Here is a 21,836-nt window from a genome sequence, read left to right as displayed (position 1 = left end):
AAGGAGAGTATTTTAATATGCAATTAATTATTACAAAGGATTATGAAACCATGAGCCAGATGGCCCTTACTCATGTACAGGCTCATATGTACACAGGAGATAACCGAAGGGTCAACCTTTCCATTACGGCAGGAAAAACCCCGGAACGGCTGTATCAGCTGCTTACAGAGGAGTACAAAGGAAATCCCTGTTTTAAACATGTCCATTTTTATAACTTTGATGAGATACCCAGGGAGGGGGAGGAAACCGGTGTAACCATGAATGATTTAATCCGTATGTTTTTTGACCCGGCCGAGGTACCCGGGGAGCTGATTCACGTTCTGGATACAAAGAACTGGAAAGATTACGATAAGAAGCTTAAAGAAGATGGCGGATTAGATATGCTCATCATGGGGCTCGGTACGGATGGACATTTCTGCGGAAATCTTGCAGGTACGGTAGAACATTTCGGCATGGAGACCCGTATGGTAACGAAAGAGAAATATCCTATTTCATATTTTGAAAGAGAGACGAGTCCGGATCATTATGTGACATTTGGGCCGAAAACTGTAATGAATGCCCGTCATCTCATCATGATCATTAATGGCAGCCACAAAGCAGAAATCGCAAAAAAAGCCTTGTTCGGCCCGGTTACGCCAGAGGTTCCTGCCAGTGTGTTCCAGCTGCATCCTAATTATACGGTCATCATGGACGAGGAGGCCGCATCTTTGCTGGATTATTAAAGCAGAGGAAAAGCAGAATGTATCCGAAACTAGTGCTCATCAGCACTGGGACGAATGTTATTCGCATTAATATTTTTGCCGGAGCTTTCAGAAGGAATTCTGAAGGCTCCGGCTATTGTGTTAAATAAGTGACAAAGCGAATAATGGGTCGGCCTGGCTGCAGAGAAGAATGTTTGAGCGGAACGGTGAAAGCCTACTTACTTTTCACAATGAAAAGATATATAATATAAAAAAACTGTCACGTTTTTTTCGCTTGTACGTTATATAGATATAGGCCTATAACTGCAAATATAAAACTGGCATTATATTAGCCTGCAAATAAAAAGTCAATAGGAAATTAATAAGATTTGCAGAAAAAGTTTTATGCAGTGTTTTTTGTATCACAAACAGACCACCGCTAAACGCTGGTCTGAAAAAGCTATGAAGCCAGAGTTATTCTGACTGGGGAAGGGAATCTAAGTATTCTTTCACCCGTCCGTAGTAGATTCGCAGAAACTTGTTGGCACCGGCAGTCATGTAGACATAGTAGGATTTCCCCTGAGAGCGTTTTTTTGACATAAACTCGTAGACTGGATCATCTGCTGGGGATGTCTTAATTAATACGTCCATGACCTGAAATAAAGTCTTGCGGAGTTGGGCAGAGCCACGTTTTGAAGTGCGGACACTTTGCTGCTCGTAAGCCCCTGACTGGTTTGCCCCTGGATCAACTCCGGCAAATGCTGTAATCGCTCCCCGGTGAGAAAAACGGGCTACATCGCCGATTTCAGCCATGAGCTGGGGACCAAGAGATGGGCCGACACCTTTCATAGCCATAACAATCGGGTATTCCGGAAGTTTGGCCGCAGTCTGGTTCATCTTGCTGCGAAGTTCTTCTACGATTTTGGAGGCAGTGTCTAGTTGGTCTATCGCCTGTTTTATGAGCATTTTGGTCATTGGATCTTTTGAAAGAACTGCTATAAGGTTTTCTGAAGCAGTGTAAATTTCTCCTGGTTTATCAGGCTGGAAGTTATAGCCTTTGCGCCTACACCATTTCTGATAATGCTCTGTAAACGCAGGGAGGGACATCTTGCGAACACAGTCTACATGCCAATAAGCAGATGCAAAATCAACCCATTTCTGGCTGCCGTCACTGCGAACAGGGCTGTCAAAAAAATCATTGGCACCAGGATAGGTCTGATCAAGTAAAGAGATTAAGTTGTTTTTGAAGGAGGTCTTCTGCTTCATGTAGAAATCAAACTGCCGATTCATGGTTTTGAGTTGAGTGCGTATTTCATCCATAAGACTATACTGTTTCAAATCGGTCCAGTTGTCAAGAGTATAACGGGCAATTTTTATAGCATCTGCTTTATCCGTCTTGACTTTACGGAGAGAGTTGTTGCCAAAATCTTTGATGAGTTTTGGATTAACAGCACTGACAAACAGTCCGGCACCGGAAAGCCAGTGAGCCATTGGCTCATAGTAGCGTCCGGTGTGCTCCATAACGATTCTGGTGTCACCGTCCAGGGACAGGATATGGGAGATAAGTTCATTAATCCCACTGGATGTATGCAGGACCTCAAAGGGACTGGAAACAATTTCACCGAAGGGGCGAAGGATGGCAATCATACTCTTACCTTTGGAAACATCAACACCGACAGCATTCATAAATATGTCACTCCTTAAAAAATGATAGTAGCAATGGATCCAGGTTTACTCATTGCCGATTCAATCTACTGTGGTGTGACACGAACGTGCTGGGAAAGCAGTTCAACCTGCATAAAACGAACGCTGCGAATGAGGAGCTGGTTGGCAGACTAAATTACGGACGTGAAGCCCAAGGAGGTGACCGCCGGACCAATTGCTCTCTACATTCTAACAGCTTAAGCAACAAGAAGGAATATGGACATGGCTGGTTTGTCATGTACCATAACCTATAAAATTATTGTAGTAGGAGGTGAAAGCATGAAAGTAAATAAAAAAAGTTTGGTTGGACTTCTTTCTTTTATATTTATATGTATAACTGGTATTTTTCTTATTCGCATATTATCCCTATATTCAGTGAAAGAATCTCCAATTTTGCAAGGAACTTACACATGTGACGAGCTTCCCTTTGCATCAATGGTATTTGATCTCAATAATAACTATACATTTTATTATTATGATTATGATGAAATGGATAAAGGGACTTATTCTAAGGGAACAGATAATGAACATTTTATCAATAGTTCTAAGTTTCAAAATACTAAAGTACTCTATAATGGAAAAAAGCAGACATATATAATTAAGATGGATGGAGAAACCTACTTATTCAAACAGTTGGATCGATTACCGATTATTAATTCTGAAACAGAATGAATCCTTCACAAATATAGCTTTTAAACATTTTATTCAAATCTAAGATAGACGACATAACTCTGGAAGTCATGGAAGTGATGAAAACGAGGGATCGAAAGGTATGGATTTAAATGCAAAAAGAAGAAGCCCCAGGAGGGCTTCCATTCTGTTACAAGGCTGTCTCTTGATTCAGCTCCCGGATCTCACGGACACGCAAAAGAATAGGAAGCAAAACTCCAGCTGCAATCAAACTGAATAAATTCTGCACCAAATTGAACGGAACATTAGATAAGGCAGACGGCCAGCTGTATACTGCAAGTTCAAAAATGAAATATCCGCCTGTAACCACTGTGCTGCAAACCACTCCGGCGGCTAAAAAAGGCAGTACCCGAAAGCCCCTCGCCGGTCCACGGGAAGGCAGATGTTTATACAAATATCCACTTAAAAATGCCGCCAATGCCTTAATGATCAGGGTAGCGGGTGCATAAAAAGCGTAACCGGACAGCAAATCCGCCATCATAGAGCCTATCCCTCCTGCGGCGGCACCTGCCATAGGTCCTAAGAGCATGCCGCTTAGCAATACCATCCCGTCCCCCAGATGAATATAGCCGCTGAATGCAGATGGTATATGTATTACCATAGTGGCTGCAGTGGTAAGAGCTGCCATCAAAGCGCTGAAAACGATCTTTTTTGTTCTGTTATTATTCATGTCTTCTCCTCTCTTGCAGGTTATTTTATATTTATATTAAACTTATCATATAGAAAAACTGGCATTTTATAAATATCCAATTTGGATAAAATTATACATGCCAGTTTTGTTTAGGCAGTTTTAACCGCTAGATGAAGAAGATGCAAACCCAAAGGGAAATAGGACATTTTTGGAATAGCGGGATATTTCTTTTTCAATTATAATCAAATTACCACGTGGAAAATAAAATAAAGGAAGCGGTCAGGATGGAAAAGGAGAACTGGGTACTAGCATGCGCTGTCTATATAGACGAACATTTAAAGGAAGAACTGTCAGTGGAACACATTTCCGCATGGGCAGGATATTCTCCCTGGTATTTTTCCAGACGCTTTAAGGCGGAAATGGGAGTTTCGCCCATGGAGTTCGTAAAACAACGGCGTCTTTTTGCGGCGGCCGGAGAAATCCGAAGGGGAAAGAGGATCATAGATGCAGCCTTGGAGTATGGCTGGGAGACTCACAGCGGTTTTACCAAAGCTTTTTGCGGTCAGTTCGGGTATGCCCCTGTTCTCTTAAGAGCGCTCTATATTCGTGATGCTTCTATGGAAGGAGAACGGGATCACTTGGAATTATATATAAAGTCAATGGAGCCTTATAAAAAACCGGAGGAGTTGTGGGAAATTCTTTGCCGGACACTTATTGAAAATGGAACAGAACATGATCAGGAGAATTTAAAAAGAATCTATGAGCTGGCATCATTCTGCCACAAGGGACGGAAACGGTATTCGGGGGAAGACTATATCACTCATCCCTTAAATGTTGCTATGATTCTTGCAGATATGGGAGCCGATGAGGATACTGTATGTGCCGGACTTCTGCACGATGCAGAATCAGGAATCTGGGAAGAAGGATTAAAGGAAGAGAAAGCCGGAGAAAGGATTTTGGATGTCCTTCTGGCGTACCGGGAGTTTGAATGCAGGCATGAATGTCCGGATGAGAGAGGGGCATTGATTGCTCTGGCCGACCGGCTCCACAATATGCGCACCATAGAATTTGTGGATCCATCTACCTGGAAATGGCGGGCGGAAGATACGATGAAAATATTTTCTCCCATAGCTGCAAAATACGGAGATATCAGGCTTCGGTCAGAATTAGACGAACTTTCCATGAAGTTCCTTTAAATGCAATTATATCAACTGCTGCACGCAGCCATACCCGTACGAGAAGCGGAATGGCTGCGTTTTTTTCATGTAAGGTTGACAGCGGGAAAAGTCCCTGTTAAAATCAAAAAAATTATTTTATCTTTCTAAGCAACCAATGGGCGGTATAACAGTATTATAAGGAAGGAGCGATTAAAATGAAGATTGGTGCCATAACGGTGGGTCAGAGTCCGAGAACTGATGTTACCGAAGATATCATGGATATTTTTAAAGGCAAGGCTGAAGTCCTGGAAAAGGGAGGACTGGATGGCCTGACAAGAGAGCAGATAGAGAAATTTAGCCCAGAGGAGGGTGATTATGTGCTGGTTTCCAGATTAAATGACGGAACCTCTGTTACGTTTGGAGAACGTCATATCATCCCAAGGATTCAACATGCAATTAAGGAATTGGAAGAGCAGGGAGCGGCCTTTATTATGATGTTTTGTACAGGAAAATTTCCGGACACCTTAAAAGCAAAGGTTCCCATGATTTATCCTTGTGAAATTTTAGACAGAACCGTTCCTCTTCTGACAGCCGCCTCCTCAATTCTTGTAGTGACGCCATCTCCTTTGCAAATAGTTCAAAGTAAGAAAAAATGGTCCAGGATCGTAAGGAAGGTTAAAGTTGTCTCCGGCTCCCCTTATGGAGAATGGAAGGAGCTGGAAGAAACAGCCAGGCTTGTGAAGGATACAAAAGCGGATCTGGTGATTCTGGACTGCATTGGCTTCAGCCGGGATATGAAACGGCTGTTCGCGGAAGAGACCGGAAAGCCGGTAATTCTTCCCAGGACCTTATTGGCCCGCCTTGTTTCTGAATTAACAGATGTTTAAATAAAAGAAAAAACGGTATATATTTAAATTTGACCCTATCACTGTGCATGATGTTTAAATTGTGTACGAAAAACCGTGCAAACTGTTATTTACAAAAAAAATCCACCCTGATAAAATACTTATCAAATATTCGCTAACAGGAACAGAGAGGATTGATTGGATGAGTGACCTGTTATCCAGAGCTAAAGAACTTGAGGATTATGGAATTGATATCAGGCGCAGGATACATAAAAAACCGGAAATCGGCTTTGACCTTCAGGAGACCGTAAAGCTTGTCAGGGAAGAGCTTAAGTCCATTGGTTTTGAGCCTGCCGCCTGCGGAACTGCAGGAATCACGGCGCTGGCCGGAAAGCCTGGAAAGACTTTTTTACTAAGAGCTGATATGGATGCCCTGCCCATGAAAGAGGAAACAGGACTTCCTTTTGCAGCGGAGAATGGTTTCATGCATGCCTGCGGCCATGATATGCACACCAGTGCATTGCTGCTGGCTGCACGGATATTGAAAGAGAGAGAAGGGGAATTGAAAGGAACGGTGAAACTCATGTTCCAGCCCTGTGAGGAAGGGGTAGGAGGCGCTTTGGACATGGTAAAGGCAGGCGTTCTTGAATGCCCTTCCGTGGATGGTGCAATGGCTCTCCACGTGCTCCACGAGAAGTCCGGAATCGTTGGATATTCCCGGGGTACAGCTTGCGCTTCCAGCGATATCTTTACCATTACGGTAAAGGGAAAGGGCGGTCATGGAGCCGCACCTCATCTCTGCGTTGATCCGATTCATATAGCTGTCCACATTCATTTGGCACTGCAGGCCCTTAACAGCCGCGAGGTAAATCCTGATGAGATGCTGGTATGCAGTATCTGTCAGATAAACGGTGGAACAGCCACCAACGTATTTCCGGAGACGGCGGTATTAAAAGGAACCATACGCACCATGAATGGAAAGGTGAGAAGCTTTGCCAGAGAACGTCTGGTCCAGATTGCAGAACAGACTGCCGGCACATTCCGGGGAGAAGCAGAAGTGAAATTTCTTCATGAGGGTGTTCCGCCCATGGAAAATAACGGGGATCTTCTGGATGCTTCCATCGGTTATATCGACGTCCTTCTGGGAGAAGGAACCTGTAAGGAACTGCCCAGAATGACCGGTTCGGAGGATTTCTCCATAATATCTCAGATGGTTCCCTCTGTTCTTTATTGGGTGGGAACCGGTTCAGAGGAGGAAGGATACCCTTACGGCGTTCACGATCCAAGAGTCACATTTAACGAGGAAAGCCTTCACAAAATGGCTGCCATCTATGCCAATACAGCCATCTGCTGGCTGAGAGATCACTCCTGATAACCAGGGAAAGAAAATATCATATGTTTCGGATATAACGATAGTTAAAGGCGACTATGTTTCCTTTGACTGTCGTTTTATTAATATACAAGGAAAAGAGGAATCATTATGAAAAAAAGATTTTTAGCGGCAATTTTAACGGTAGCTGTCTCAGCCGGATTAAGCGCATGCGGTTCCGGTTCTTCGGCCACAACGGCTGAAACAACAGCGTCAGCTCAGGGAACAACGGAAGAAACGAAAGTTCCTGCGGGGGAGCCGGTCTCCGGCGGTGTTATGACTATTTCCCTTTCTTCCTCACCCAAAAACCTGGATCCTGTCAAGTATACGGGAACCTATGAATCTCAGATCATCGGCACAGTCTGTGATACACTTGTGGAATATAATACGGATCTTACGGAAATCCAGCCAGCCCTGGCAAAATCCTGGACCGTAAGCGATGACGGGCTTGCTTATACTTTCACGCTGCGTGACGATGTATACTTCCAGCCTGGTAAGTATCAGGAAGGAAGAAAATTGACAGCAGAGGATGTGAAATACTCCCTGGAGCGCTCCCATGAGCTTTCTGCATTGCAAAGGCTGGACATGCTGGATCACTGTGAGGTTGTCAGCGATACGGAGGTGGTCTGCTATTTGCCTGAGCCAAATGCCGTATTTCTGACTGCACTGACTGATGCAGGCAATGTGATTATTCCAAAGGAAGAGGCAGAAGGCTGGGGAGAGGATTTTGGTTCCCACCTTGTAGGTACAGGCCCCTTTGCTCTTCAGTCCTTTGAGCTGGATCAGCAGGCTGTCCTTGTGCGCAATGATAAATACTGGGCTGCAACCCCTTATCTGGATGGAGTTATCTTTAAGCCGGTCAGTGACGGAAACCAGGCAGTAAATGCCCTTCGCACCGGAGAGGTAAATTTAGCCACCAGTCTTAGCGGTGAGGCTGTAAAAATAGCGAGAGAGGATCCGACTGTAGAACTCATGGAGATGCCGGGCCTTCACGTTGCTTACATTTATTTTAATCAGGTAAATGGACCAACTGCAGATATCAAGGTCAGAGAAGCGATTATCAAGGCGGTTAATATTAAAGAGCTTACGGCAGGTGTGTACCAGTACCAGGAAGCACAGCCGGCCAGTCTGCCTCTGCCTCCAGGCTCCTGGGGATACGATTCCAGTCTGGAATCAGAAGTTCCCGCTTATGATCCGGAAGGGGCAAAAAAGCTTCTTGCAGAAGCCGGATATCCTGATGGGTTTGATATGAATATTTATATTTCCAACACAGAAGCCAGAATTAAGATGGCAACCTTATTCCAGGCGTACTTAAAAGAAAACTTAAATATCAATGTGAACATTAATACCAGCGAATGGGGTACCTTCAGCGAAATCGCATCGTCGGGGAAAGCAGATGTATTTGCAATGTCATGGACCTGGTATCCTGATCCCTATTTCTTTTTAAATAAAATATTCCATACAAGCTCCATCGGCTCCCTTGGAAACGGACAGGGCTTCAGCAACAAGGAAGTGGACCAATATCTGAATGATGCGCTGCTGTCCACAGACCAGGAAAAGAGGGCGGAAGCTTATAAGAAGGCCCTTGCGGTAATCGTTAAGCAAAATCCGGGCATCTTCTATGCAAATGAGAATGTAAACTGGGGCGTAAGTCCAAAGGTTCAGGGGCTGGAACTGCGGGCCGACGGCAAGGTTAAGATCTGTACTCCGGATATAAATGTCTGGTTATCCAGATAAGGTTACCGTTTAGTCATGCCATTCATCATTTGGCGGATAGGGATATTGCTAAGCAATATCCCTGATTTAAAGACACAGGAGGAGATATATGTTAAAGACAATTCTAATCAGATGCCTGCAGATTATTCCGTCTCTTTTTGTGGTTGTCACGCTGACTTTTGTACTGACCAGAATGATACCGGGTGATCCGGCCAGAGCGGTACTGGGACCTCAGGCATCCGTAGAAGATGTGGAGAAAATGCGGGAAACCATGGGACTTAACCAGCCTCTGGCAGCTCAATATAAGGATTATATGATAAACATCGTAAAAGGGGATTTTGGAACATCTTATTCCTACAATCAGCCAGTGTTTTCATTAATTGCAAGGCGTATTCCAAGTACGCTGCTGATCGCTCTGCCGGCGGTTTTGATCGCGCTGATCGCAGGAATGTTAGTAGGGGTTACCTCTGCCGTACATCAAGGCACACTCTTTGATTACGTATTCATGATACTGGCTCTGGTAGGAGTCTCCATGCCGATTTTCTGGCTGGGGCTTTTGCTGGTTTTAATGTTCAGTGTAAATTTGGGCTGGCTGCCGGTTCTTGGCATGGGAGATATTTCCAAGGGGCTGGGTGATGTGATCCGCCACATGGTACTTCCCTGCTTTTGCCTTGCCACCATCCCTACGGCCACATTTTCCAGAATCACACGTTCCAGCATTCTGGAATCCATTCATGGGGATTCCATCCGTGCACTTCGGGCCAGAGGAATCAAAGAGTCTGTGGTGATCTGGAAGTATGCCTTAAAAAGTGCCCTTCCTCCCTTAATAACGGTTCTGGGATTACAGCTTGCCGGCTGTTTTGCCGGTGCAATCCTTACGGAAACCATATTTTCCTGGCCGGGCATGGGGACGCTGATCGTCGGAGCCATTGACAACAGGGACTATGTTTTGATCCAGGGGGCAGTTTTAGTCATTGCCCTGGCCTTTGTAATGATCAATATGTTTGTGGATGTGATTTACATGATCATCAATCCAAATGTCAATTATGAAGGAGGAAATTAAATGGCGAAATCACTTGGATTGGATCAGCAGTCCCACGAAGAGATATTAAAAAAAGAAAGAAAATCCAACAGTGCCTGGAGCAAACTAAAGAGAAATAAAACTGCGCTTCTTGGATTGTTTGCTGTCAGCGTTATGGTCGCTCTTGCCATTCTGGCTCCGGTAATTACAAACGGGAAACCAAATGAGATTCATCCCATCGATGCTTATCTGAAATTTTTTGAAAAGGGCCATCTGCTGGGTACCGATGAGTTCGGAAGGGATTTATTTACCAGGATCTGTTACGGCGCCAGAGTATCCTTGCTGGTTGCTGTCGGTGCTACCGCTGTCGGCGGAGTGACCGGAGTGATTCTGGGCCTAATTGCAGGCTATATGGGAGGAATTGTGGATGCCGTCCTGATGAGAATCATGGATGGAGTCCTTGCCTTTCCCTTTATTCTGCTTTCCATTGTTCTTATGACGGTCCTGGGGTCCGGTATTATCAATGTGATCCTTGCCATAGGCATAGCTGAGATTCCACGGTTTGCAAGAGTCGTAAGGGGACAGGTGCTGATCGTAAAAAAGGAAGAATACTGCAATGCCGGAAGGGTGATCGGAATATCTCATTTCCGTATGCTGACACACCATATCCTGCCAAATACTGTTTCAGAGGTTATCGTGTATGGGACTCTTAATATAGCCAGTGCCATTATTTCGGAAGCGGCATTAAGCTTTCTGGGGCTTGGCATTGAACTGCCTACCGCCTCATGGGGAAGTATTCTCCGTTCCGGAAGAAACTGCTTAAATACGGCTCCTCATATTGCAGCCGTATCAGGTACCTTCATATTGATCACTGTGATCGGCTTTAATCTGCTGGGAGACGGAATCCGGGATGTGCTGGATCCAAAAATGAAAAAGTAGGTAATGAATATGGATATTAACAGGATAAAAAAAGATGTGGAACAGAGCATTGAGGAAAAAGGAGAAGATTTGTGGGGACTTGCCAGATACCTCTGGGAAAATCCTGAATATAATTTTAACGAGTTTAAATCCAGCAGAACCATATGGGAACTTTTGGAGAACGATGGATTTAAAGTGGAAAAAGAAATCTGCGGTCTGAATACGGCCTTTCGCGGGGAATATGACAGCGGAAAGCCCGGACCTCATATCGGCTTTCTGGCAGAATATGATGCGGTTCCCGGAATGGGACATGCCTGCGGTCACAACCTGATGGCAGCAATGGCTGTGGGAGCCGGTTTTGGAGTAAAGTCTGTCATCCACCGTCTTGGAGGGAAGATCTCTGTGTTTGGAACCCCTGCGGAAGAGGGAGGAGGGGGAAAGGTCATTTTGCTGGAGAAAGGAGCATTCCAGGGCCTTGACGCGGCAATGATCCTTCATTCTGCCAATGAAACGGTAGTCAATGATATTTCCTATTCAAAGACAGATCTGACCGTTGAATATCACGGCAAGAGCGCTCACGGAGCCACCTGGCCGGAAGAAGGAAACAGTGCCCTGGATCCCTTGCTTCAGTTATTCCAGTATATTGGCGGACAGCGCCTGCGCTGGAACGGCAGGGGAACGATCCTTGGGGTTATTACAAACGGAGGAAAGGTTCCTATCCATATTCCTGATTTTTGCCAGGCAAAATTTACGGTCAGGTCTTTTGACAAGAGATTTAAAGAACAGATATTGAAGGAATTTCTGGAGGCAGGACAGTCCCTTGGGACTATGACAGGGACCAGGTTCCGGTATGAATGGGATGGATATACCTATGAAGATATCCGCAATAACAGCCAGCTTGAAAAGCTTCTTTTAAGAAACTTAGAAGACCTTGGAGAAAAGGTAATGCCAAGGAGAAAAGAACTTGGAATCGGCTGTACCGATGTGGGGAATCTCACTCATGTCATTCCAGGCCTCCAGTCCTATATCCAGGTGGTTCCCGGCTTAAGGGGCCATACGAAGGAATTTGAGGAGGCCTGCGGAAGTATGTCCGGCAGAAGGGCAGTGTTGGTGGGAGCCAAAGCCATGGCTTTTACTGCGGCGGATCTTCTGTCCTCACCTGAAGCAATGGAAAAGGTAAAGCAAAGCTTTGCGGAAATGAAGAAAAAATATGAGTAAAGGAGGTGCTGCTGTGGGAGAAGTATTATTAACAGTGAATGACTTAAAAACATATTTTTATACGGCAAGCGGCGTGAGCAAAGCAGTCGATGGAGTGAGCTTTCACATAAACCGGGGAGAAATCATGGGAATTGTGGGAGAGTCAGGGTCAGGAAAAAGCGTTGCCTCCTCCTCGATCATCCGGCTGCTGCCGGCCAGAACCGGAAAAATTGTAAGCGGCAGCATAGACTTTGACGGAACAGATGTATTGAAGCTGGGAAAAAGGGAGCTTTTGTCCTTCCGGGGTCGGGACGTTTCCATGATCTTTCAAAATCCCATGACTTCCCTTTCACCGGTATTTAAGGTAGGCCATCAGATGGTGGAAATGATCTGCGCCCATCACAAGGTCAGCAGGCAGGAGGCTTACCGCATGGGAGAAGAAGCTTTAAGAAAGGTGGGAATACCGGATGCCGGGCGGCGGATGGATTCCTATCCCTATGAATTATCAGGCGGCATGTGCCAGCGGGTAATCATAGCAATGTCCCTGTGCAGCAATCCGAAACTGATCATTGCGGATGAGCCCACGACAGCCCTGGATGTGACGGTTCAGGCACAGGTGCTGGAGCTGTTAAAGGATATGCGGGAGAAAAACGGGATGGCAATCCTGCTGATTACCCATAATCTTGGCGTGGTATGGCAGATGTGTGACAGCGTCATGGTGATGTATGCGGGAAAGACCGTTGAGTATACGTCCTGTAAGGAATTGCATCACAATCCCCTTCATCCTTACACCTGGGGACTGTTGGATTCCATGCCGAAGCTGAGCAGCAATTCCGGGGAAGAGCTGGCAACGATCCAGGGAACCCCGCCGGATTTAAGATTGACGGGAACCTGCTGTAATTTTTCCAACCGTTGCCCATATGCAGAGGAACTGTGCAGAAACCAGGTGCCTGACTTAAAGGAGCTTGAGCCGGGGCATTTCGTTGCCTGTCACAGGCAAAGGAAGGAAAGCCGTCTTTTTCGGGGAGGTGTGAAACAACATGAGTGAGAAAAAGGTGATTTTACAAGTGAAAGGATTGTCTAAGGATTTCCAGATAAAAGGAAAGAATCTGGGGAGCAAAAAAGCGGTTCTTCATGCGCTGCAGGAAATCGACTTAGAAATTCATGAGGGAGAGGTGCTTGGTGTCATAGGAGAATCAGGGTGCGGGAAATCCACCCTTGGAAGGTGCCTGGTAGGCTTACATAAACCGACAGAAGGGGAAATCCTGTTTGAAGGAAAAAGCATATTGGGAGTCAGAGCAAAAGATAAGCTGGAAATGTGCAGGAACATTCAAATGATATTCCAGGATCCCTATTCTTCTCTGGATCCCAGGCATACTGCGGCTGATTCTGTTTCCGAACCCATGGTGGTTCATAAAACCGTAAAGGGCAGGGCAGCGATGGAGCAAAGGGTTTTGGAGCTTTTGAAACAGGTAGGGCTGGATGTGCAGCATATGAACCGGTATCCCCATGAGTTTTCAGGCGGGCAGAGGCAGCGTCTGAACGTGGCCCGTGCCATATCCATAAATCCCAGGATGATCATCTGTGATGAGCCGGTATCGGCTCTTGATGTATCCATTCAGGCCCAGGTAATCAATCTTTTAAAGAAGCTTCAAAAGGAATACAATCTTACTTATGTGTTCATATCCCATGATTTAAGCGTTGTAAAATATGTCAGCGACAGAATCGTGATCATGTATCTTGGGCGGATCGTGGAAATCTGCAACGGAGGAGATATCTATAAAAATCCCCTTCATCCGTATACCCAGGCGCTGTTATCGGCGATTCCTCCGGAATGCCCTGATGAGGAAAAAAAGCGGATCGTACTTCAGGGAGAGGTTCCAAGCCCCATTGGAGAACGAAAGGGCTGCCCCCTGGCTGGACGGTGCCCTCAGTGCATGGAACGGTGCAAAAACGAAATGCCGAGGCTGAAACAACAGGGAGAAGAGGGACATCAGGTGGCCTGCTTCCTATACGAAAAAAAGTAAACCGGAAACGGAGGATTATGGGATGACAAAAAAGAAACTTCTGCACTATGTGGATGAGCATAGGGAAGAATTAATACAGCTTGTATCGGAACTGATTCAGATAAAAAGCGAAAATCCTACGGGCACCCAGAGAGGTGTGATTGATTATGTGGAAACATTTCTTGGGGAAGCAGGGATTGAGTTTAAAGAAACCGGCTGCAATCCGGATTATCCCTGCATTGTAGCAGGGATCGGAAGTGAAACAGGATTTTCCATGATTATAAACGGTCATGTGGATGTGGTGCCGGCCGGTGATTTGAGCCAGTGGGATTTTGATCCCTTTTCCGGTGAGATCACAGAGACCCAGATCTTAGGCAGAGGGACCTCTGATATGAAGGCAGGCGTTGCAGGCGTTTTATTTGCCCTTTCCCTTTTGAAAAGAGAGCATGTTCCGTTAAACGGGAACATCAGGCTCCACATAGTTTCCGATGAGGAAAGCGGAGGGCAGTTCGGAACCCAGTGGCTGTGTGCCAATGGCTATGCGGACCATGCCGATGCCTGTCTGGTGGCGGAGCCAACATCTATGAATACCATTGAGATCGGACAAAAGGGAGGTCTTCTTCTGACCTTGAAGGCCTTTGGGAAATCGGCCCATGGAAGTCTTGGAAATTTTAAGGGAGAGAATGCTATTTTGAAATTATCCAGGGTTCTTCCCCATATCTCCATGCTCACGGAAATAAAGGGCCATTTTACAGACAGGCAGCAAAAGCCATTAAAGGACTCCCAGATGCTGGCGGAGAAAGAAAATAATATTCCCGGACTAGGAAGGGCCATTGATCATGTGACCACAAATGTAGGCCTTATAAAAGGAGGAACCAGGCACAATATGGTTCCTGATTATTGTGAGGCAATTGTTGATGTGCGGCTGCCCATCGGAGTCCGCAAAGAAGAGATTGAAGAGGTATTAGAGCAGATCATGGAGGCCAGCGGAGCAGAGGGGGTGGAGTATGAGCTTCATTATAAGAGCGAAGCCAACTTCACCGACCATGAAGCCCCCATTGTCCTGGCATTTAAGAAAAATACAGAAGAATTATTGGGAAGAGAGGTCATACCTGCCTACCAGTGGGCATCAAGTGATGCCAGGGATTACCGGCTGCTTGGAATCCCCACCATCCAGTTCGGCCCTTCCAATACGGTTGGGATTCATTCCTATAATGAAACGGTCCAGATCCAGGACGTGGTCACGGCTGCCAAAACTTATATAGGTGCTATTTGTGATCTTATGGAGGTTTTGTAAAACACCCCGCAGGCAGTCACCAAGGTCAGGCCGCCTGGCGCCTGACCGCTGCTTTCGCGAGAATAAATTTTTGGAGGATTCGCAATGTTGATGAAACAATTGATAGAGGTACATGACCTGCTTGACAGCAGCTATGCAAACGGAAAGGGGGCAATGGAGTATTTAAAAACCATCAGGCCGGATGCTGACGTGGAAGTATATACCTTGGAGGGACAAAAGGGAAAAACCGATATGATTAAGGTAAGGATTCCCGGAGCGAAAGGAAAGGCAAAAGGTTTAGATGCCCCGACCATCGGCCTGCTTGGAAGATTGGGAGGCCTGGGAGCCAGACCGGAGAGAATTGGTTTTGTCTCTGACGGGGATGGGGCCCTTATCGCCTTATCCTTAGCGGCGAAACTGCTGGACATGCAGAACAAGGGGGACTATCTGGATGGCGATGTTTTTATATCCACCCATATCTGCCCGGATGCGCCCACCAGAGAGCACAAGCCGGTTCCGTTTATGGATTCCCCGGTGAATATGGCGCAGGTGAATCAGGAAGAGGTAACAGTGGAGCTGGATGCCATTTTATCCGTAGATACCACAAAGGGAAACAGGATCATCAACAACAGAGGCTTTGCCGTTTCTCCTACTGTAAAGGAAGGATACATATTGCGGGTTTCCGAGAGCATTTTGGATCTGATGCAGACAACAACAGGAAAACTGCCTTATGTATACGCCCTTTCCCAGCAGGATATCACGCCTTATGGAAACGGACTGTATCACTTAAACAGCATTCTTCAGCCAGCAACCGCCACAAAAGCACCCGTGATCGGAGTTGCCATAACAACGGAGGCGCCGGTCGCAGGATGCGCAACCGGTGCAACCCATATCACGGATTGTGAAGAGGCGGCAAGGTTCATGCTGGAGGTTGCTAAGGCTTACGGCAGGGGAGAATGCAGTTTCTATGATGAAATGGAGTTTGAGAGGATCCAGTATTTGTATGGAACCATGGGACATTTTCAAACCCTGGGAACGGGAAACGAATGTGACGACGACGCTTAGGATTTAAGTGTTTTTTAACAGCTCCCAGGCGCAGATTCCCAAATACAGACGGAAGATGTCCTCAATGGCAGTGATATCGCTGCACAGAAGCTTTTTGATGGTGGATAGCCGGGCGGTCAGGGTATTCCTGTGGATGAAAAGCTTCTGAGCGGTTTCAGTTAAATTCATAGAGTTTTCCAAATATGCCTTAAGGGTCACAAGAAGCTCGCTTTTATTCTCGGAATCATAGATAGCAAGGCTGCTGACGGTATCTTCATATATTTTTTCTCTTTCATAAGTGGTCAGCTGGTTTAGAAGATGAAAAGCAAATTGCCTGGTATAAGAATGAATGTGGGTGGTTTGGCGGTCGGAGGTCTGCAGGTGCAATGTCTGCAGGCTTTCTTCATATGCCTTTGCGACGGAAGTGCAGGTAGTATGGCAGCGGCTGATCCCAAGTCTGAAAAAGGTTTGATAATCCTTTAAATAATCCGACAGCTGCAGGGCAGCCTGGTTGGACAGTGAGACCGCCTCCACATTAGGTTTTTGTTTCGGATACAGGAGAAAAATAACAATACGGTTTTCGTTGTGGCATAAGAAGTATTTATGGCCCAAATGGATCAGTCCCTGGTTTGCGGCATTGTAGAGGCTGCGGAAAAGCTTGCTTTCTTTTGACTGGCATTCCAGGGTGATGCATACCTTTTTTAAGTCGTTTGGAAAGGAATAGGCATCGCAGATCACCCGTATTTCCTCAATGGATTTATTTTTAATGTCCGAAAGCATATAGAAAAAAGAATCATAGTAATTTTCCTGGGAAAAGGCTCTGTTTTGAATCTGAATGGAGGTAAGTTCCAGCGCGAGTACGGAGAATATCTGCTTAAGGACTTCCATGATGGTGGTGTCGATCTCTTTTTTGGTGATATCAATACATAAGTAATGCTTGTTGTCGGGAAGCAGAAAGGTATGAAAGGTAAGGAGTGTGTCATTGCAGTAAAAGTTACGTTTTCTGACGAGCTCTTTTGGTGTTTTCTCCGGCAGGGAATGGAACGGCTGGATCTGCAATTTGTGAATTCTGGAAAAATCCCCGTATTCTTTGGGCGGAATGCGGTAATAGATGGGGAAATCAGTAGTTGTGGTTATCATTGTCATGGAATTGGTATAATTAGATATCCGCTCAAGCATTTTCATGATTCCTTCTCTGTTAAAAAAGGATTCATGAAATTTTTCCGCCTCGCTGAGGATGAATTGCTGCCTTAAAATTTTCTGCTCAATAAGATTTTCGTTTATTATATTTATAATGTTTGTATAACCATGATAAAAAGGCACCGAAACAAGCGCAAGTCCATACTTGGCGGCCTCTTCGATCATGGAGTCGGGAATCCTGTCAAAAAAACGTTTCACTTTAATGCAGAATGCGGTACAGTCAATGGCATGGAGGTCCGCAATTATTTTTTTCTGGATTTCAAAATCATTATAAAAAATGTAACCCGTTGTAAGAACGATTTCATTCTTTTTTATCCACTTTACACCGTCAGGATTATCAAGCACGCTGATGCCGGTGATGGTTTTATGAAGAGCTTCATCTTCTCCAATGAATTCCAGATTATCTATGGGGGTTTCATATATAAACCATCCAAGGGTCAAGGGAGGATATTTCATTTCATGCTCCTTTTCATTCAAAAACAAAGATTAACCAGGGACTTAATTATTTTTGACAATCTTAGCATTGACTGTTTCACTTGACAAGTTAAACTTGTTTTTTTATAGAAAGCCTTATATAATAATGGAAAATAAAATGCGGTTGGAAAGGCGGATCAATATTATGATACAGGACTTTACAATTCACACATTCCTTGAAAAACTATCCTCAAAAAGCCCAACGCCGGGCGGTGGCGGAGCAGCAGGTCTTGGCGGTGCCATGGGAGCGGCTTTGGGAGAGATGGTGGTAAACTTAACTCTTGGCAAGAAGCGGTATGCCGATGTAGAAGAAGAAATGCAGTCAATCCTTGAAAAGCTGGAAGTTTTAAAAAGCGAATTTTTAAGGCTTGCGGATGAAGACGAAGTTGTATTTGTTCCTTTGGCGGCTGCATACGGCCTTCCCTCCGGCACGGAGGAAGAAAAACTCCATAAGGCGGAAATCTTAGAAACCCACCTTCTTGCAGCCACTCTGGTTCCTCTCATGGTCATGGAGCGTTCCATGGAAACTCTTGATATCATGGAGTTCCTGGCAGAAAAGGGAAGTCGTCTGGCTGTCAGTGACGTAGGCGTGGGAGTTCAGTTTATCCGTTCCGCACTGCTGGGAGCCAAGATGAATGTTTCCATCAATACAAAGTCCATGAAGGATCGGGAAAAGGCCGGACAGCTTCAGGTTCAGGCGGATCACCTGGCAGAAGAAGGAATCAGAAAGGCAGATGCCATCTATGTGAAGGTGGAAGCTGCGTTAAAGGCATAATAAGGAGGAGGAAAACAGACGTGATAACCTTAAAGGGTGCAGCCGTATCTGCAAAAATAAAGGAACAGGTAGAAACGCTTTTGATTGATTTAAAGGGAAAAACGCCAAAGCTTGCCATTGTGCGGGTAGGAGAACGGCCGGATGACTTATCCTACGAGCGGGGAGCTTTAAAGAAGATGGAAAGCTTCGGCCTTATAGGGGAAAGCTTTGCATTTCCCCAGGACATCACTGATGAAGCATTTAAAGAAGAATTCGCAAAGATCAATGAGAACCCGGACATCGATGGCATCCTTCTCCTTCGTCCCCTGCCAAAGCAGATAAAGGAAAAGGATATTGAGCATATGATTGACCCGGGAAAAGATTTGGATGGCATATCACCAGAAAATATCGCCAGGGTATTTGCCGGGGACGATACCGGATTTGCACCCTGTACGGCGGAAGCGGTGGTGGAAGTCCTAAAAGCCAATGATATTGCCCTGACAGGAAAAAGAGTAGCCATCGTGGGCAGAAGTATGGTAGTTGGCCGCCCCTTATCCATGCTGATGCTGAAAGAGAACGCTACGGTTACCATCTGCCACACCCGTACGGAAGATTTAAAGGAAACCTGTAAAAATGCTCAGATCCTTGTGGCTGCTGCCGGACGTGCAAGGATGGTGGATGCATCTTTTGTAGGTACGGATGCCATAGTGGTTGATGTGGGAATCAATGTGGACGAAGACGGAAAGCTCTGCGGAGATGTGGATTTTGATTCTTTAGAAGGAACTGCCTCCATGGCAACTCCTGTACCAGGAGGTGTAGGAGCGGTGACAACGGCTGTGCTGGCCAGGCATCTGGTGTTGGCTGCCCTTAAAAAATAAAACTCTTTTTTATTGAAAAAATAAAACAGAGGCGCTGCAGAAAAAGCAGTGCCTCTGTTTTTTATCCGTTTAATGCCTGCCGCTTCACCTGTCCGATAGCTCCCAGTACTGGTGGGAAATACAGGATTAATACGGTTAACACCAACTCTGGCAGGATATAAGTGGCATTATAACCCAGAGTATAAACCAATGGGGGTATGCCCTCCGGTGTATAGGATGCAAAGAATATATAACCGGAGATAACATGGAATAAGTACCGACCTGTAACTCCCACAATATATCCGGCTACAAGGCCGTGCTTTTTATTACTGAACAGACCGGAAAGCCCCAAAGCACCGAATGCCAAGGGATAGTCAAGAAGAACCTGGATCGGAGCGAATATATAGGGGTTCGTGATAAACTGTAAAATTCCGTAGGCTACACCGGTCGTGATCCCGGCCTTTACACCGTAAACATAACCGATGAGGCAGATGAACATCATGGAAAACAGAGTGACGGAGCCGCCAAAAGGAAGGGAGGCTACTTTGATAAAGGAAGTTACCGTTGCAAGCGCCATTGCGCCTGCGCAGTAAACCAGCTGGCGGGTCTGCAGCTTTTGAGATTTAGAAGACGATCTGCCAAGAAGATGCAGGGCAAAAAAGATTGCAGCAAATAGAACGATCACCAGCAAGTATCCTGCCGGCTTTAATAAATACTCTTCACTTTCTGCAGAGTAAGTTAGAAAAAATGACATAAAAAATCCTCCTTTGTGTGCGCAGGAGGGGACTACTATTGCTTCCTTACGCCGGCATTATCCGGTTCAAGTAGTGAGGGTTTGGTTTCTACCAATCTCAGCCAATGGCTCCCCTAGCGTGTGTAATTTATACAATTTTGCTGTGAGTATAGCGCAAATACACAGGCTTGTCAAGCCTTATCAAGTCATGTTTTTGCATGTCTGATCCATAACCAAATTGTAAATTCAGTATAAAAATGCAAATTAAGCACAACCTAGTAAAAGCAGTAAAGTTGAAATAAGATCCGCTTGATTTATTATTAACAAATTGGAGATACGGAGGTTGTTTTAATGACAGGCTTTATTATTGCTCTTATATCCGGAGCGCTTATGAGCATACAGGGAGTTTTTAATACGGGAGTGACAAAGCAGACCAGCATGTGGGTTTCTACAGGCTGGGTACAACTGACTGCATTTTTGACCTGCCTCATTCTGTGGTATTTTTCCGGAAGGGAGAACATTACCGGTCTATTTGACGTACAGCCAAAGTACTTATTGATTGGCGGCGTTTTGGGTGCATTCATTACCTATACCGTAGTAAGGAGTATGGGAACCCTGGGGCCGGCCAAAGCGGCTCTGATTATTGTAATTTCCCAGTTCATTGTTGCCTACGCCATCGAGTTGTTTGGCTTGTTCGGTGTTGAAAAGGTAGGATTTGAATGGAAGAAGCTGATCGGCGCGGTTGTTGCCATTATCGGAATCATGATATTTAATTAATTTGGAAATAGTGCTTGTATTTACTTATTTCTTTAGGTAGAATAGTAACATAGGCTGAAGATGGTATCCTTTTTTGGAGATTTTTGTAAGAGGAGGGATATCATGGATTACAAGAAAGTTAAAATCATCCTTATCGCCCTGTGTGTCTTAGGGGCGGGTGTATGTTACGGCTTGAGCAGAAGCCAGGAGGTTCGCAGGCCAGGGATTTCTCTGTCAGAGGAATCGGCTTTATCTTCCGGGGAAACGGTTACCGGAATTGGAGCAGGTGATGGCCCGGCGGCTTTAACGGCAGAAGAGACCAGCTTAGGAAGTGCAGGAGAGGAATCAGCCCTGCCTTTCTATATACATATCTGCGGAGAAGTTGTTTCTCCCGGTGTTTATGAGCTTAAAGAAGGAAGCCGGGTTTTTCAGGCAATCGAGAAAGCAGGCGGAGTCACAAACCAGGCTGCGGCAGAATATTTAAATATGGCGGAGCAGGTCAAGGACGGCATGAAGATCGTGGTCCCTGGCAAGGAAGAGGTGGAAGCGGCAAAGGCCAGGGGAGAGATATCCTTACAGGCAGAGGCTTCATCTAACGTACAAAAAAACAAGGTAAATTTAAATACAGCCACCAAAGAGGAACTGATGACCCTTCGGGGAATCGGAGAAGCCAAGGCAGCTGATATCCTTAAGTATCGGGATAGCCACGGCGGATTTCAAAAGATCGAGGATATCATGAAGATATCCGGCATCAAAGATGCGGCGTTTCAAAAAATAAAAGATGATATAACGGTTTGAAATAGAGGAT

Annotated in this window: 21 protein-coding genes and 1 riboswitch; of the genes, 17 read left to right on the top strand and 4 right to left on the bottom strand. The window is 45.5% G+C overall.

Going from position 1 to position 21,836, the window contains the following annotated elements:
* The first annotated feature begins 17 nt into the window (after positions 1-17).
* Positions 18-722: a glucosamine-6-phosphate deaminase gene (locus tag BMX69_RS14465; RefSeq protein ID WP_054791874.1), complete on the top strand. Its 705-nt coding sequence runs from the start codon at positions 18-20 to the stop codon at positions 720-722.
* A 432-nt stretch (positions 723-1,154) separates the two neighbouring features.
* On the opposite strand, the gene BMX69_RS14460 is transcribed toward BMX69_RS14465, so the two are convergent.
* Positions 1,155-2,366, bottom strand: coding sequence for an IS110 family RNA-guided transposase (locus BMX69_RS14460; RefSeq protein WP_166433199.1), 1,212 nt, complete (start codon positions 2,364-2,366; stop codon positions 1,155-1,157).
* A 297-nt stretch (positions 2,367-2,663) separates the two neighbouring features.
* Between BMX69_RS14460 and BMX69_RS14455 the strand changes: the two genes are divergently transcribed.
* On the top strand, positions 2,664-3,056 hold the full coding sequence (locus tag BMX69_RS14455) for a hypothetical protein (protein ID WP_100042716.1): 393 nt from the start codon (positions 2,664-2,666) through the stop codon (positions 3,054-3,056).
* A 148-nt stretch (positions 3,057-3,204) separates the two neighbouring features.
* On the opposite strand, the gene BMX69_RS14450 is transcribed toward BMX69_RS14455, so the two are convergent.
* Positions 3,205-3,744 carry an ECF transporter S component gene (locus tag BMX69_RS14450; protein WP_100042715.1) on the bottom strand — a complete coding sequence of 180 codons (540 nt, stop codon included), beginning with the start codon at positions 3,742-3,744 and terminating at the stop codon, positions 3,205-3,207.
* A gap of 245 nt (positions 3,745-3,989) precedes the next feature.
* Here BMX69_RS14450 and BMX69_RS14445 point away from each other — a divergent pair, with 245 nt between their 5' ends.
* From BMX69_RS14445 to BMX69_RS14395, 11 genes are all read left to right on the top strand, one after another.
* Positions 3,990-4,901, top strand: a complete 912-nt coding sequence (locus BMX69_RS14445) for a helix-turn-helix domain-containing protein (RefSeq protein ID WP_054791507.1) — start codon at positions 3,990-3,992, stop codon at positions 4,899-4,901.
* A 176-nt stretch (positions 4,902-5,077) separates the two neighbouring features.
* Positions 5,078-5,749: an AroM family protein gene (locus tag BMX69_RS14440; RefSeq protein ID WP_054791453.1), complete on the top strand. Its 672-nt coding sequence runs from the start codon at positions 5,078-5,080 to the stop codon at positions 5,747-5,749.
* 160 nt (positions 5,750-5,909) lie between these two features.
* Positions 5,910-7,079, top strand: coding sequence for a M20 metallopeptidase family protein (locus BMX69_RS14435; protein WP_100042714.1), 1,170 nt, complete (start codon positions 5,910-5,912; stop codon positions 7,077-7,079).
* Between the two features lie 108 nt (positions 7,080-7,187).
* Entirely contained in the window at positions 7,188-8,813 is a 1,626-nt protein-coding gene (locus BMX69_RS14430) for an ABC transporter substrate-binding protein (protein WP_100042713.1), read from the top strand.
* Positions 8,814-8,901: 88 nt separating this feature from the next.
* Entirely contained in the window at positions 8,902-9,855 is a 954-nt protein-coding gene (locus BMX69_RS14425; RefSeq protein WP_054791454.1) for an ABC transporter permease, read from the top strand.
* Positions 9,856-10,752 carry an ABC transporter permease gene (locus BMX69_RS14420; protein WP_100042712.1) on the top strand — a complete coding sequence of 299 codons (897 nt, stop codon included), beginning with the start codon at positions 9,856-9,858 and terminating at the stop codon, positions 10,750-10,752. It begins immediately after the preceding gene.
* A gap of 9 nt (positions 10,753-10,761) precedes the next feature.
* Positions 10,762-11,949, top strand: a complete 1,188-nt coding sequence (locus tag BMX69_RS14415) for a M20 family metallopeptidase (RefSeq protein WP_100042711.1) — start codon at positions 10,762-10,764, stop codon at positions 11,947-11,949.
* A 13-nt stretch (positions 11,950-11,962) separates the two neighbouring features.
* Positions 11,963-12,976 carry an ABC transporter ATP-binding protein gene (locus BMX69_RS14410; protein WP_054791455.1) on the top strand — a complete coding sequence of 338 codons (1,014 nt, stop codon included), beginning with the start codon at positions 11,963-11,965 and terminating at the stop codon, positions 12,974-12,976.
* Positions 12,969-13,955: an ABC transporter ATP-binding protein gene (locus BMX69_RS14405; RefSeq protein ID WP_100042710.1), complete on the top strand. Its 987-nt coding sequence runs from the start codon at positions 12,969-12,971 to the stop codon at positions 13,953-13,955. Before BMX69_RS14410 ends, BMX69_RS14405 begins: the two co-directional genes overlap by 8 nt.
* Before the next feature lie 22 nt (positions 13,956-13,977).
* On the top strand, positions 13,978-15,231 hold the full coding sequence (locus BMX69_RS14400; RefSeq protein WP_100042709.1) for a M20 family metallopeptidase: 1,254 nt from the start codon (positions 13,978-13,980) through the stop codon (positions 15,229-15,231).
* A gap of 84 nt (positions 15,232-15,315) precedes the next feature.
* Complete coding sequence (locus tag BMX69_RS14395; protein ID WP_100042708.1) at positions 15,316-16,275, top strand: DUF1177 domain-containing protein; 960 nt, start codon at positions 15,316-15,318, stop codon at positions 16,273-16,275.
* Between the two features lie 3 nt (positions 16,276-16,278).
* On the opposite strand, the gene BMX69_RS14390 is transcribed toward BMX69_RS14395, so the two are convergent.
* Complete coding sequence (locus BMX69_RS14390; protein ID WP_100042707.1) at positions 16,279-17,910, bottom strand: PucR family transcriptional regulator; 1,632 nt, start codon at positions 17,908-17,910, stop codon at positions 16,279-16,281.
* 163 nt (positions 17,911-18,073) lie between these two features.
* Here BMX69_RS14390 and BMX69_RS14385 point away from each other — a divergent pair, with 163 nt between their 5' ends.
* Both BMX69_RS14385 and BMX69_RS14380 read left to right on the top strand, forming a co-directional pair.
* On the top strand, positions 18,074-18,703 hold the full coding sequence (locus BMX69_RS14385; protein WP_054791462.1) for a cyclodeaminase/cyclohydrolase family protein: 630 nt from the start codon (positions 18,074-18,076) through the stop codon (positions 18,701-18,703).
* A 20-nt stretch (positions 18,704-18,723) separates the two neighbouring features.
* The gene (locus BMX69_RS14380; RefSeq protein ID WP_100042706.1) at positions 18,724-19,560 is read left to right on the top strand and encodes a bifunctional 5,10-methylenetetrahydrofolate dehydrogenase/5,10-methenyltetrahydrofolate cyclohydrolase; all 837 of its coding nucleotides are present in this window, start codon (positions 18,724-18,726) and stop codon (positions 19,558-19,560) included.
* 61 nt (positions 19,561-19,621) lie between these two features.
* On the opposite strand, the gene thiT is transcribed toward BMX69_RS14380, so the two are convergent.
* Positions 19,622-20,293 (bottom strand): energy-coupled thiamine transporter ThiT, encoded by a 672-nt coding sequence (gene thiT / locus BMX69_RS14375; RefSeq protein WP_092243944.1) that lies wholly within the window; start codon positions 20,291-20,293, stop codon positions 19,622-19,624.
* A 26-nt stretch (positions 20,294-20,319) separates the two neighbouring features.
* Positions 20,320-20,418, bottom strand: a riboswitch (TPP riboswitch).
* A 205-nt stretch (positions 20,419-20,623) separates the two neighbouring features.
* On the opposite strand from thiT, the gene BMX69_RS14370 reads away from it, so the two are divergent.
* Both BMX69_RS14370 and BMX69_RS14365 read left to right on the top strand, forming a co-directional pair.
* Positions 20,624-21,049, top strand: coding sequence for a DMT family transporter (locus BMX69_RS14370; protein ID WP_054791463.1), 426 nt, complete (start codon positions 20,624-20,626; stop codon positions 21,047-21,049).
* 102 nt (positions 21,050-21,151) lie between these two features.
* Positions 21,152-21,826: a helix-hairpin-helix domain-containing protein gene (locus BMX69_RS14365; RefSeq protein ID WP_100042705.1), complete on the top strand. Its 675-nt coding sequence runs from the start codon at positions 21,152-21,154 to the stop codon at positions 21,824-21,826.
* The last annotated feature ends 10 nt before the right edge of the window (positions 21,827-21,836 follow it).

This window comes from Lacrimispora sphenoides JCM 1415, from assembly GCF_900105615.1.
In the GTDB taxonomy this organism is placed as follows: Bacteria; Bacillota; Clostridia; order Lachnospirales; family Lachnospiraceae; genus Lacrimispora; species Lacrimispora sphenoides.
This window is presented reverse-complemented; position numbering and strand designations above follow the sequence as displayed.

What these genes read in the sequence shown, in the direction of transcription:
- BMX69_RS14465 (WP_054791874.1), top strand. Translation starts at nt 18, where the DNA reads ATGCAATTAATTATTACAAAGGATTATGAAACCATGAGCCAGATGGCC.
- BMX69_RS14460 (WP_166433199.1), bottom strand. Translation starts at nt 2,366, where the DNA reads ATGAATGCTGTCGGTGTTGATGTTTCCAAAGGTAAGAGTATGATTGCC.
- BMX69_RS14455 (WP_100042716.1), top strand. Translation starts at nt 2,664, where the DNA reads ATGAAAGTAAATAAAAAAAGTTTGGTTGGACTTCTTTCTTTTATATTT.
- BMX69_RS14450 (WP_100042715.1), bottom strand. Translation starts at nt 3,744, where the DNA reads ATGAATAATAACAGAACAAAAAAGATCGTTTTCAGCGCTTTGATGGCA.
- BMX69_RS14445 (WP_054791507.1), top strand. Translation starts at nt 3,990, where the DNA reads ATGGAAAAGGAGAACTGGGTACTAGCATGCGCTGTCTATATAGACGAA.
- BMX69_RS14440 (WP_054791453.1), top strand. Translation starts at nt 5,078, where the DNA reads ATGAAGATTGGTGCCATAACGGTGGGTCAGAGTCCGAGAACTGATGTT.
- BMX69_RS14435 (WP_100042714.1), top strand. Translation starts at nt 5,910, where the DNA reads ATGAGTGACCTGTTATCCAGAGCTAAAGAACTTGAGGATTATGGAATT.
- BMX69_RS14430 (WP_100042713.1), top strand. Translation starts at nt 7,188, where the DNA reads ATGAAAAAAAGATTTTTAGCGGCAATTTTAACGGTAGCTGTCTCAGCC.
- BMX69_RS14425 (WP_054791454.1), top strand. Translation starts at nt 8,902, where the DNA reads ATGTTAAAGACAATTCTAATCAGATGCCTGCAGATTATTCCGTCTCTT.
- BMX69_RS14420 (WP_100042712.1), top strand. Translation starts at nt 9,856, where the DNA reads ATGGCGAAATCACTTGGATTGGATCAGCAGTCCCACGAAGAGATATTA.
- BMX69_RS14415 (WP_100042711.1), top strand. Translation starts at nt 10,762, where the DNA reads ATGGATATTAACAGGATAAAAAAAGATGTGGAACAGAGCATTGAGGAA.
- BMX69_RS14405 (WP_100042710.1), top strand. Translation starts at nt 12,969, where the DNA reads ATGAGTGAGAAAAAGGTGATTTTACAAGTGAAAGGATTGTCTAAGGAT.
- BMX69_RS14400 (WP_100042709.1), top strand. Translation starts at nt 13,978, where the DNA reads ATGACAAAAAAGAAACTTCTGCACTATGTGGATGAGCATAGGGAAGAA.
- BMX69_RS14395 (WP_100042708.1), top strand. Translation starts at nt 15,316, where the DNA reads ATGTTGATGAAACAATTGATAGAGGTACATGACCTGCTTGACAGCAGC.
- BMX69_RS14390 (WP_100042707.1), bottom strand. Translation starts at nt 17,910, where the DNA reads ATGAAATATCCTCCCTTGACCCTTGGATGGTTTATATATGAAACCCCC.
- BMX69_RS14385 (WP_054791462.1), top strand. Translation starts at nt 18,074, where the DNA reads ATGATACAGGACTTTACAATTCACACATTCCTTGAAAAACTATCCTCA.
- thiT (WP_092243944.1), bottom strand. Translation starts at nt 20,293, where the DNA reads ATGTCATTTTTTCTAACTTACTCTGCAGAAAGTGAAGAGTATTTATTA.
- BMX69_RS14370 (WP_054791463.1), top strand. Translation starts at nt 20,624, where the DNA reads ATGACAGGCTTTATTATTGCTCTTATATCCGGAGCGCTTATGAGCATA.
- BMX69_RS14365 (WP_100042705.1), top strand. Translation starts at nt 21,152, where the DNA reads ATGGATTACAAGAAAGTTAAAATCATCCTTATCGCCCTGTGTGTCTTA.